General features: G+C 39.3%; 12 protein-coding genes. 3 read left to right on the plus strand and 9 right to left on the minus strand.

The annotated features are described in order from the left end of the window. Positions 1-99 precede the first annotated feature (99 nt). The 3 genes from CA730_RS04425 (at position 100) to CA730_RS24120 (ending at position 2,041) form a co-directional block, all read left to right on the plus strand. Entirely contained in the window at positions 100-660 is a 561-nt protein-coding gene (locus CA730_RS04425; RefSeq protein ID WP_231939973.1) for a Uma2 family endonuclease, read from the plus strand. 53 nt (positions 661-713) lie between these two features. Next, positions 714-1,349, plus strand: a complete 636-nt coding sequence (locus CA730_RS04430; protein WP_096664482.1) for a hypothetical protein — start codon at positions 714-716, stop codon at positions 1,347-1,349. Positions 1,350-1,900: 551 nt separating this feature from the next. Then, positions 1,901-2,041, plus strand: a complete 141-nt coding sequence (locus CA730_RS24120) for a hypothetical protein (protein WP_157749913.1) — start codon at positions 1,901-1,903, stop codon at positions 2,039-2,041. Between the two features lie 633 nt (positions 2,042-2,674). Here the strand turns inward: CA730_RS24120 and CA730_RS04440 are convergent. The 9 genes from CA730_RS04440 to CA730_RS04480 form a co-directional block, all read right to left on the minus strand. Next, positions 2,675-3,622: a F0F1 ATP synthase subunit gamma gene (locus tag CA730_RS04440; protein WP_096664484.1), complete on the minus strand. Its 948-nt coding sequence runs from the start codon at positions 3,620-3,622 to the stop codon at positions 2,675-2,677. Positions 3,623-3,787: 165 nt separating this feature from the next. Continuing rightward, on the minus strand, positions 3,788-5,308 hold the full coding sequence (gene atpA, locus CA730_RS04445; RefSeq protein WP_096664487.1) for a F0F1 ATP synthase subunit alpha: 1,521 nt from the start codon (positions 5,306-5,308) through the stop codon (positions 3,788-3,790). A 101-nt stretch (positions 5,309-5,409) separates the two neighbouring features. Beyond that, positions 5,410-5,964, minus strand: a complete 555-nt coding sequence (gene atpH / locus CA730_RS04450) for an ATP synthase F1 subunit delta (protein ID WP_027403081.1) — start codon at positions 5,962-5,964, stop codon at positions 5,410-5,412. Beyond that, positions 5,961-6,527, minus strand: a complete 567-nt coding sequence (locus CA730_RS04455) for a F0F1 ATP synthase subunit B (RefSeq protein WP_096664490.1) — start codon at positions 6,525-6,527, stop codon at positions 5,961-5,963. Before CA730_RS04455 ends, atpH begins: the two co-directional genes overlap by 4 nt. Positions 6,528-6,781: 254 nt before the next feature. Beyond that, complete coding sequence (locus CA730_RS04460; RefSeq protein WP_096664492.1) at positions 6,782-7,213, minus strand: F0F1 ATP synthase subunit B'; 432 nt, start codon at positions 7,211-7,213, stop codon at positions 6,782-6,784. 382 nt (positions 7,214-7,595) lie between these two features. Further along, positions 7,596-7,841 (minus strand): ATP synthase F0 subunit C, encoded by a 246-nt coding sequence (gene atpE / locus CA730_RS04465; RefSeq protein WP_013192016.1) that lies wholly within the window; start codon positions 7,839-7,841, stop codon positions 7,596-7,598. A gap of 146 nt (positions 7,842-7,987) precedes the next feature. Continuing rightward, positions 7,988-8,743, minus strand: a complete 756-nt coding sequence (gene atpB, locus CA730_RS04470; RefSeq protein WP_027403078.1) for a F0F1 ATP synthase subunit A — start codon at positions 8,741-8,743, stop codon at positions 7,988-7,990. Between the two features lie 97 nt (positions 8,744-8,840). Beyond that, on the minus strand, positions 8,841-9,326 hold the full coding sequence (locus CA730_RS04475) for an ATP synthase subunit I (RefSeq protein ID WP_172891155.1): 486 nt from the start codon (positions 9,324-9,326) through the stop codon (positions 8,841-8,843). A 125-nt stretch (positions 9,327-9,451) separates the two neighbouring features. Continuing rightward, complete coding sequence (locus CA730_RS04480) at positions 9,452-10,633, minus strand: class I SAM-dependent methyltransferase (protein WP_096664494.1); 1,182 nt, start codon at positions 10,631-10,633, stop codon at positions 9,452-9,454. Positions 10,634-10,943: the final 310 nt, after the last annotated feature.

Consider the following 10,943-nt stretch of genomic DNA (forward strand, 5'->3'; position numbering starts at 1 on the left):
ATAGGTATAGCGATACGCCATGACTAGCCAAATTCTGATACAACCGCAAGAAATTATCCATTTATCAGGGATTAGTTGGCATACTTATGAGAGTAGAGTTTGCTAAATGAACTCAGTACCAGTCGTCGTCTCCGCTTAACTTATTATCGGGGTAATTTAGAAATTATGGCTCGTTCACCTGAACATAAACGTTATAAAAAAATTGTTGGTCGTTTTGTGGAAACTTTAGCGGAAGAATTAGAATTGGATATTGATCCTCTAGGTTCTACTACTTTAAAACGTCCAGAAATATCTGGTGGAGAACCTGATGAATGTTTCTACATCAAAAATGTTAAGTTAATTCAAGGGAAATCCAGAATTGATTTACAACAAGATCTTCCACCTGATTTAGTTGTCGAGATTGATATTACTAGCAGTTTAAAGGATCGTTTTGCGGTTTATGCAGAAATGGGTGTGGCAGAGATTTGGAGATATGATGGTAATGTATTTACTATTAATATTTTAGAAGATGGGAAATATCTAGTTGTTGACGAAAGTTTAGCTTTTCCTAATTTACCTTTAACAGAAATTTCCAATTTTTTGAAAAATGCTGGTAGTAAAAAATATTTGGAATTAGTGAGAGAATTTAGAGATTGGGTGAGAAGTAAAATTCAAGAATAATCAATTAGCAAACTCAAACATCAACTTAGTTAAAATTTATTTGGTAACTAATTATGACTAAACCAAAAATTCTCCAAGAAGAACGTGAATATACATTTCGTTCCTATTTTGAAATGACCTATCCACCGGAAGAAATTTTAGCAGAATTAGGCTATAAATTAGTTAGATCAAGATTGTCACTTCCTAAAACTGAAAAACATCTAGATCACTTATTAGAATTACAAAATCGCCTTGAGCGCACATTAACACGAGTAACTTTAACTAGTGAAACAGCCAGAAGAGAAACTTTAGTAGCACCGATTTTAATAGAAGTTGCCACATATTATTGTGATTGTCAGTTAAGAATAGAATACCCACTAATTGTTAGTAAATGGTTAAAAGGTAATCTGGATTATTTACTACGTGCAGAACATAATTTATTAGTTATAGAAGCAAAAAACGACGATTTAACTAGAGGATTTACTCAACTTGCTACAGAATTAATTGCTTTTTCTCAAATTGAAGAACAAGAGTTTCACTATGGTGCTGTAACAACGGGTGATGTGTGGCGTTTTGGAATATTAGATGTGGAAGCAAAACAAATCACTGAAGATATTACTATTTATTCGCTACCTGATGATTTAGAAGGTTTAATTAGAGTTTTAGTGGGAATTATAGAAAATAATTCAATCCAATCAAAATTAAATTAGGATTGAAGATTAAATAAACAACCAGGAGGAGGAATATAAATGACGAATCAATCTATTATCAATACCCAAAAAGTCAAATTCAATATACTTCAAATTAAAAATTCAAGAAATCAGAACACACCATGACCAGCCCTGTGTTGTCTCGACTTTAATGAAGTTGATGGTTTCGAGGATTTAATATAGATAATTCTTATAGGAGAAATGCCTAAATTATAGAAATATTTGGTGTAATATAATGCGAAAGAGGTTATTCTTCAGGATCGCAGTAACTGAGATATAAGATTATAGCTGTGTTTTTTCATAAATTTACTGATTTAATATGTCTAAAAAAAAGAAAAATAATAATCCCAATCATGATCAATTAGAATTAGACTTAATTGTTATACGAATGACAATACACCTGGATATCTTGCTGATTATGTTTTAACAAAACTAAATAAATATATGAAACAACTAGAAAATAATTTTGGAATCCCTGAAGATTTTTCTTGGTAAGAGTAAAAGGTGAAAATGATAATTCTTGAATATCTAGACGTATGAAGATGTTGAAGATGACGTTACAAGAAATAATTAAATCTCTGGATGATTTATCTGTAGAAGATAAAACTTCTCTGCTTAACTTACTGAAGTCTCAATTATCCCAGATCAAAGAAAAGGAACAGATAAAAACTTTTAATCCTGATAAAATATAATTGTGATAATGGCTATCACTACAAATTAATTATCATAAACACAAATTTTGTCATACTATAAACATATAGCAACCTAGCTAGATAAAACAAACTGAACTAAAACGAGTCCTTTTTACTCAAGATATCCGTTTTCGCGTATTAGCTGAAACTTGGCAAATAGAAGGAAAAAAATTTTCAGGATTAATTTTTGGACATCAATTAGGTGGCACAATTGGTCAATTTGTTAAAGATTAAGAATTTATTGCTCAGGCTTCTGAAATTGACGAATGGATGAATGTAGTTGAATATATTCCTTTCAAATAATCTAATATCCCGCTTTCCGCACTTCATTTTGTAATACGCGAATATTTCCATAATTTTATTTTTTATCGTTTAATAAAACACATATTTTATCCATCATTTTAGGTATTAATATTGAACAATTTAACCCTTGTTAGGAATAATTCTTGAAAAGATGGATACTACATTGTGAAGTGCGGAATATGGGTAATATGAAGAAAAATATCATGAATTATCACATAATCATTAACTTTATTGATAAAAATAGAGCATAAATTGAAATTTAATAATCATTAATAACTGATGATTGGCCATAGTTCATTTTACAACTATCTCCAATCACCAATCACCAAATTAAGTCAACGCTTCTGCACCACCGACAACTTCCAGAAGTTCCTGAGTAATTGCGGCTTGACGGGCTTTGTTGTAAGACAAAGAAAGACTTTTAATCAACTCACCGGCGTTTTCGCTGGCGTTACTCATTGCTGTCATCCGTGCGGCTAATTCACTAGCTGCTGATTCTTGTAATGCTCTTAGTAGCTGATTGCTCAGATATAATGGCAACAAAGAATCCAGAATTTGCACTGGATCTTGTTCAAAAATCATGTCACTAGGTAAAGCCGTAACTGTACTAGTTACCTTTTCCCGTTCTACTTGGAATTGACCACCACGAGTAGTTAAACGGAAAACTTCATCATCCGCTGCTTCTAAACCTTGGGTATCCAAAGGTAGAAGGGTTTGGATTACGGGACGGGAACTAACTAAGGAGACAAATTTTGTATAAACTAGCTCAATCCGGTCTACTTTTTCCGAAAGGAATAGAGAAAGTAGTTCATCAGCAATATTTGTAGCTTCTGCGGCGGTAGGAATTTGTTCTAAACCGCTGTAGGTAGCATCAATAGGTTGATTCCGGCGTTGGAAGTATTGAGTAGCTTTGCGACCAACCAATACATAAGTATAGTTTACGCCTTCAGCTTGCAGTTCCTTGGCACGATTTTCGGCACGGCGGATGACGTTACCATTGTAACCACCACACAAACCCCTGTCGCCAGAAATTACCAACAAACCTACTGTTTTAACTTCACGTTTTTTGAGTAGGGGGAGGTTGACATCTTCAAACCGCAGTCTGGTTTGCAAGCCATACAATACTTGCGCCAAACGGTCCGCAAAAGGACGGGTAGCAATGACCTGTTCTTGAGCCCGACGGACTCTCGCCGCTGCTACCAGCCGCATGGCTTCTGTAATTTTCTTGGTGTTTTTGACCGACTGAATGCGATCGCGTATTGATTTGAGATTAGCCATAATCCGATTTTAGATTTTAGATTTTAGATTTTAGATTCGGAATTTCGGATTTTAGATGAGGCTCATCTTTAAATAAACATCAAATCCCTGTATCTGAGGGGTTGATATCTAAATTTTTGGACAAGTCTATTTAATCCAAAATCCAAAATCCAAAATCCAAAATTGTTACGCTGCTGCTTGGAAGGTCTTTTTGAACTCAGTGAGGGCTGCTTTCAAAGCAGTTTCTTCTGCATCACCAAGGGCTTTGCTACCTTGTACGCCTTGGAAGTATGTAGTGTTAACATTCTTCAAGTAGCCACGTAGACCTAGAGCAAAGCTAGTTACTTGGTTAACGGCAATGTCATCTAAATAACCGTTAATACCAGCGTAAAGAACCGCTACTTGTTCAGCTACGGAGAGAGGATCGTTTTGGGGTTGTTTTAAGAGTTCCCGTAAACGCACACCACGCGCCAACTGATCTTGGGTGGCTTTATCTAAATCGGAAGCGAATTGCGCGAAAGCTTGTAAGTCGTCAAACTGAGCCAATTCTAATTTAATCTTACCGGCAACTTTCTTCATTGCCTTGGTTTGTGCCGCAGAACCTACACGGGATACCGAGATACCGGGGTTTACAGCGGGACGGATACCAGAGTTAAACAAGTCAGAAGACAAGAAAATCTGACCGTCGGTAATGGAGATTACGTTGGTAGGAATGTATGCGGATACGTCACCAGCTTGGGTTTCAATGATTGGTAGAGCAGTCATACTGCCTTTACCTAATTCATCGCTGAGTTTAGCAGCACGTTCCAACAAGCGGGAGTGAATGTAGAATACGTCTCCAGGATACGCTTCCCGACCGGGTGGACGACGCAGGAGCAAGGACATTTGGCGATAAGCCTGAGCTTGCTTGGAAAGGTCATCATAGATGATTAAGGTCGCTTTGCCTTTGTACATGAAATACTCAGCAATACTAGCGCCTGTGTAGGGAGCGAGGAATTGCAAGGTAGCTGGGTCACTGGCGTTAGCGGCGACAACTACTGTATAGTCCATCGCACCTTTTTCTTGTAAGGTTTGGACTACGTTAGCAACGGTGGAAGCTTTTTGACCGATAGCTACGTAAACGCAAACTACATCTTCACCTTTTTGGTTGATGATGGTGTCAATAGCGATCGCTGTCTTACCAGTTTGACGGTCACCAATGATTAATTCCCGTTGACCACGGCCTACAGGAATCATGGAGTCAATAGCGGTAATCCCTGTTTGCATCGGTTCGTGTACAGACCGACGAGCAATAATACCAGGTGCTGGGGATTCAATTAACCGAGTTTCGGTAGTCTTAGGATCACCTTTACCATCAATAGGACGACCCAAAGCATCGACAACGCGACCAATGAGAGCATCGCCTACGCCTACTTGGGCAATTCTACCAGTAGCGGTTACAGAGCTACCTTCTTGAATGCTCCGACCTTCGCCCATCAATACCGCACCAACGTTATCTTCTTCTAAGTTTTGGGCGATACCAATTGTACCATCTTCAAATTCCAGGAGTTCCCCAGCCATAGCTTTTTCCAAGCCATAAATCCGGGCAATACCGTCACCTACTTGTAGCACTGTCCCAACGTTAGCAACTTTAACCTCTTGGTCATATTGCTCGATTTGTTGTTGGATGATGCTGCTGATTTCGTCAGGTCTAATGGAAATACTCATTTGTCAGTTGTCAGTTGTTAGTTGTTAGTTGTCCGTTGTCAGTTGTCAGCTGTTTTTTATGAGCTATTGACCAATGACTACTGACATTTATTCAGAACTTTCTAGTTACTGCTTAAACGTAGGGAAAGACGACGTAGTTGACCACGCAAACTAGCGTCAATTACTTGAGAACCAACTTTGATAATTACACCACCAATTAAATCGCTGTCTATTTTGGTGGCTAATTCCACTTGACGAGCTTTGGTCAGAGTAATTACCTTTTCTGTAATTGCTTGCTGTTGGGTTTCTGTGAGGGGAACCGCAGAAGTAATCTCAGCCAATACAGTTTGATTTAGCTGGCGTAATAACGCCAAATACTGCTGTAAAATCGGTTCTAAAAAAGCAATCCGTCTTCTGTCAACTAACAGCAGTAAAAAGTTACGTAGGCAGGGGTTTACACCTTCGCCAAGTAATTGTCTGAGGACATTTTTCTTGTTTTCTGGCTTCACAAAGGGATTGCTCAAAAAGCCTGTGAGTTCTTGACTCCCTGTTAATAAGCTCAAGAAAGTCCGTGCATCTCCCCCAACTTCTTCTGTTAAGTTTTGAGATTGAGCAATGGATAACAATGCCTGTGCATAAGGCTGAGATACTTCAGCGGTAGCTGCATCACTTTTCATATCTCCCCTCCCAGTTGTGCGATGCTACGATCAATTAAAATTTGTTGAGCATCTGCGCTAATACCACCCTTAAGTCGTCCTTCCACTTTTTGCAGTGCTTGCAGCACTACTTTTTGTCGAAGTTGGGAGATAGCTTTCTCTAGTTCTGCATTCAAATCAGATGCTGCGGTTTCTTTCAACCGCTCTACATCCAGATTCGCCTTAGCTAAAATAGCCTCTTTAGCAGCTTGAGCATTTTGTTCAGCTACTTGAGTGATTCTCTGTGCTTCTTGCTGTGCTTGGGTCAACTGCCCTTGGGCTTTTGCCAAAGAAGTTTGTGCTTCCCGCAAGCGTCCTTCTGCATCTTGAATAACGCTTTCAATACCGGAGCGTCTTTCAGTCAAGATATTAGTTAAAACTTTGCGTCCAAAGTAGAATAGTATGCCAATCAGAATTACTAAGTTAATTAGATTGGTTTCCAGGATGTCTAGGTTTAGACCAAAACCGCCTTCCGCTGAGCCTTCTGCCATTTCAGAGTGAACAGCTTCTGCGGCAAGTAATAAAATATTGCCCATGTTACCCATCTACAAGTGCGCTGCTCGCTTGGTAATTCGTTAATTTTTCCCTAAAGGGAAAAAAGTGCCAATTTTTTGGACACTTAAATTTCATCACTTTCTAGGCAAATGCCCTTAAGTGTTTATGCTTTCGTAGAACCAATTTGGTGATATAACAAACGCCAGGGAATTGAGAAAATCAATTGATTATGGAAATTTATTCCATAACAGGCTTTTACTCCTGAATTCTGACTCCTGACTCCTGACTCCTGACTCCTGTTATATTATTTTGCCAAAGTAGATCCTAATAGTTTTTCTAGAATCTGGTTGCTGAGGGCATCAACTTGTCCTTCTAGGGTAGCCATAGCTGCTTGCTTTTGCTGCTCTATTTCTTTAGCAGCTTGTTCGCGTTGAGCTTGTGCTTCTTGTTGGGCTTGGGCTATTTTTTGTGCCGTAATTTTCTTAGCTTCATTTTGGGCAGCTTCTATAGTCAATTGAGACTGCTTACGCGCAGATGACAGTTGCTGCTCATACTCTTTTGCTAAGGTTTCAGCTTTAGCCAAGCGCTCACGAGCATCAAGGTTATTGGTACGAACATAGTTATCACGGTCATCCAATACCTTAGTCATAGGCTTGTAGAAAATTGCATTCAACAAAGCTGCCAACAACAGGAATTGCAATGCCATCAATGGCAAGGTAGCATCGAAATCAAACATTTCTCTCCTCTTTGGCTGGAATACTAATTTTCTTGGCTAGTGAGATGATCTAGCCTTTGATAATTTTACGAATCCCTTTCTCACCAATGATCAATAAGTTGCTAGTTTGTAGAGGCGTGTAGATGTCAAGCTTTTCGCTGTCTGTCACCGGTAATTTTAGATTTTAGATTTTAGATTTTAGATTTTAGATTCAAAAAATTTGGTATAAACTCCGTCCTTCAAGACGGAAAAATACTCGCTGCGCTGCGTACGCTTCGCTAACGTCAATCCCAAATCTTCAATCTCTACACTTGTTTGGTGGAGTCAATCCAAAATCGTCAATCCAAAATCCAAAATCTAGTGACATCTTTCACGTCTCTACACTAACAAAACTTTTTCGGTCTTAGGCAAAAGGGTTAGCGAATAGCAATACCAAGGCAATTACCAAACCGTAAATTGTCAAGGATTCCATGAAGGCTAATGTTAAAAGTAGTGTGCCGCGAATTTTGCCTTCTGCTTCGGGCTGACGTGCAATACCTTCTACTGCTTGACCTGCTGCATTACCTTGACCAATACCAGGTCCAATTGCAGCTAAACCGATAGCGAGAGCAGCAGCTAGAACTGAGGCAGCTTGTACTAATGGATCCATGACGATTTTCCTTGCTTTAACTACAAAAATTACAAATGTACGTAACTAACTAGATATGTGTTTTTACACTGCACTAGGTTTTCAAATCGCTGTGGCGATGTTTTGAGCAAGTTTGCTCGTCTAAACTGGGCTATCAACTGAGGGCGTTAATGCTCCTCATGTCCTTCTTCGCCGTGTCCCTCTAAAGCCTCATGAATATACGCTCCGGCTAGGGTCGCAAATACTAGGGCTTGAATAGCACTAGTAAACAAACCCAAAGCCATTACTGGCAAAGGTACAAAGAGAGGCACGAGCAATACCAATACCGCCACTACTAATTCATCCGCTAATATATTTCCAAATAACCGGAAGCTTAGGGAGAGGGGCTTGGTAAAATCTTCGAGAATGGCAATTGGCAATAGAATCGGTGTTGGCTCGATATATTTTTTAAAGTAGCCTAAACCTCGTTTGCTAAATCCAGCGTAAAAATACGCCAAGGAGGTTAGCAATGCCAATGCGACTGTTGTATTTATGTCGTTGGTAGGTGCTGCTAGTTCACCAGAAGGCAAGTGGATTAACTTCCAGGGAATTAATGCTCCTGACCAATTTGATACGAAGATAAACAAGAATAGCGTACCAATAAATGGTACCCAGGGGCGATACTCTTTCTCTCCGAGTTGGTTTTTAGCTAGATCCCGAATAAATTCTAGGGCATATTCCATCAAATTTTGGATGCCACGAGGAATTTTTTGGACGTTTCTGGTGGCAGCTAGTGATGCTATTACTAGGATAGCAATCACAAACCATGAGGTGAGAAATACTTGCCCATGTATTTTGAGACTGCCCAGTTGCCACAAGAAGTGATGACCTACTTCTAATTCGGCGAGGGGAAAAGCGTTAAAAGCGTTTAATACACTAAGCATGGGCGTTCTTCAAGGGTTTTCCCCAAAAATCGAGGATTGGAGGATTGTCTGTAGTCTGTAGAGGTTTAGGTTTAGTACTGCTAGACCCCTACACCCTTTAAGCTTCAGGAATGAATGCAGTTTGCACCATATAGATGAGGAGGGTAGCTTTGTAGGTGAGAAATCCCAAGAATATAGGCAGAATATGTAGCTGATGCCATTGACTCGCCAATATAATCGGTATCATGATCAGAGCAAAACGATTTTTACTCAAACTTTGTTTTTCACCACCAAGTCTCTCGACATCGTTAGCCAGCATTTTTAAGTAAACCACACCTGTACACGCCCCAATCAAATAATTTAGGGCTATGTTTAAGGAATAAAAAATCCACACAGAGATAAAAATAATCCCCGTCAACACAAGTGTGATTACCAGCAACTTCTGATAGAGTTGATAGAACTCTTGCATGGAAGAGCTTACTGGTTCTGTTTGAGCAAAACCAGATTTCTCATCTTGTTGTGTTGTCTGAGTCGGTGCAATTGATTCTTCTGACAAGCTCACGAGACTTGAAACCAGTACAGCTAATATGAGATGACTGCACATTCAGTCAGTTGAATCATATCACGATCCGGTAACACTACTTTAGAAAAAAACAATTAACTTATTTTTTGTCAGTTGTTATTGGTCAGTTGTCAGTGGCAAGATAATCGCCTAGTTACTGATTTTTTTCATGAAGCGGGGGTTAGTAAGAGTAGTTGTTGTTTGAGGAGGTTTCTTACTCCGTCTAAGTCTAGCTTGACTTGGGCTAAAATTTCAGCCACTGTGGCATTATTACCACATTTTTGCATAAACTCAAATTCGGCTGTTGATAAATTAACAATTTGGTAATCATAGTTAAATAAACATTGATTGGGAAACCCATCTATGCAAGGGTTAAGTTCGGGAATTGCAGTTAATAAAGTGTTATCTGCTGACCAGTCGGTTTTGGGTAGGGGGGGACGACTGAGGAAAAATTCGTAATGTGCTACTTCGGGATTCAGTAATTCTATCAACCGATAACGTTGACGTTCTGTGAGTTCGGCGGCTCTTTCAATTAGTTCTGGTGCTTTTTCTAGAAGCTTTTCTAGTTGCCAAAATCCGGGATTGGAAAAACCTACAAAGTCTAATTCGGAAGCATCTATGAATTTAAACAATGTATCAATATTGTAGTCTGTCTCCTGGGGATGGACGTACATATCAGCAAAGCATTCATCCCGCTGGTTTTCCATTGACCATCTTTCTTTTTCACGCTTGACAATGCGGTTATTTTCTGGTAAGGAAGCAAAGATTTTTCTTCCGACTTGAACGCCATCACGATAGTCACCGCGTTTGTTACCTTGAAGAAGAGCGATCGCCTTTTGCATGAGTTGTATTTCCCATCTTCCCAGTTCTCCATACACAAAAATGTGCATTAGTCCACCTGGAGTGAGTTTTTTCGCTAATGCTTGGATACCACGAATGGGATCTGGTAGATGATGAAGTACCCCAACACAATTTATTAAATCAAACTGTCCTGGAATTTGTTCCACATCATAGATACTTAAGTGATGAAATTCCACACGGTCAGCACCGGAACTTTGACAGCGTTTTTTTGCTACTTCTAATGTACCAGCACTTAAATCTATTCCCACTACCTGCGCTTGCGGGTTGAGATGTACTAAATATTCTGTGCCGACTCCTGAACCACAACCAGCATCTAAAATGCGGATATCTTGCCTTTGCGGTTTTCTACCTGTGCAGAAGCTATAAGCAGCTAACCAATTCCAACGCCAATTGTAACCTGGTGGTGGTTCGTCGAGGATAGGTTCGGGGGGGAAAGGGTAGGTATCGTAGAGTTTCGCAACAGCAGCACTTACTTGGGAGTCGGACATGATTAGGAATAACGCAGCATTTCTGAGTTTACCGGATGGGGGGATTTTGGGCAAAAAATAAATTCTGTCTATTCGTAGGGGTTTAGCAATGCTAAACCCTTATTGTTGATAGATATGGGTATTGATTACGTAATAACACTCGTGTTAAGTTATGTAGTAATAAATAAAATCTAGTTTATATATTTTGCATCTCACCTTGATTAACCAGGAGTATCAAAAATGCCAGTAGGTTTGCCTGAATTCGTAGAAAAACCGGAAAATCGTTGTCCGGTAATTCTCTTGCTTGATACCTCTGGCTCAATGTCAGGAC

Origin of the sequence: Dolichospermum compactum NIES-806 (genome assembly GCF_002368115.1) — a bacterium.
GTDB lineage: Bacteria > Cyanobacteriota > Cyanobacteriia > Cyanobacteriales > Nostocaceae > Dolichospermum > Dolichospermum compactum.

Bases quoted from the DNA above. Each gene is read 5' to 3' on its own strand.
- CA730_RS04430 (WP_096664482.1), top strand. From the start codon at position 714: ATGACTAAACCAAAAATTCTCCAAGAAGAACGTGAATATACATTTCGT.
- CA730_RS24120 (WP_157749913.1), top strand. From the start codon at position 1,901: ATGACGTTACAAGAAATAATTAAATCTCTGGATGATTTATCTGTAGAA.
- CA730_RS04440 (WP_096664484.1), bottom strand. From the start codon at position 3,622: ATGGCTAATCTCAAATCAATACGCGATCGCATTCAGTCGGTCAAAAAC.
- atpA (WP_096664487.1), bottom strand. From the start codon at position 5,308: ATGAGTATTTCCATTAGACCTGACGAAATCAGCAGCATCATCCAACAA.
- atpH (WP_027403081.1), bottom strand. From the start codon at position 5,964: ATGAAAAGTGATGCAGCTACCGCTGAAGTATCTCAGCCTTATGCACAG.
- CA730_RS04455 (WP_096664490.1), bottom strand. From the start codon at position 6,527: ATGGGTAACATGGGCAATATTTTATTACTTGCCGCAGAAGCTGTTCAC.
- CA730_RS04460 (WP_096664492.1), bottom strand. From the start codon at position 7,213: ATGTTTGATTTCGATGCTACCTTGCCATTGATGGCATTGCAATTCCTG.
- atpE (WP_013192016.1), bottom strand. From the start codon at position 7,841: ATGGATCCATTAGTACAAGCTGCCTCAGTTCTAGCTGCTGCTCTCGCT.
- atpB (WP_027403078.1), bottom strand. From the start codon at position 8,743: ATGCTTAGTGTATTAAACGCTTTTAACGCTTTTCCCCTCGCCGAATTA.
- CA730_RS04475 (WP_172891155.1), bottom strand. From the start codon at position 9,326: ATGTGCAGTCATCTCATATTAGCTGTACTGGTTTCAAGTCTCGTGAGC.
- CA730_RS04480 (WP_096664494.1), bottom strand. From the start codon at position 10,633: ATGTCCGACTCCCAAGTAAGTGCTGCTGTTGCGAAACTCTACGATACC.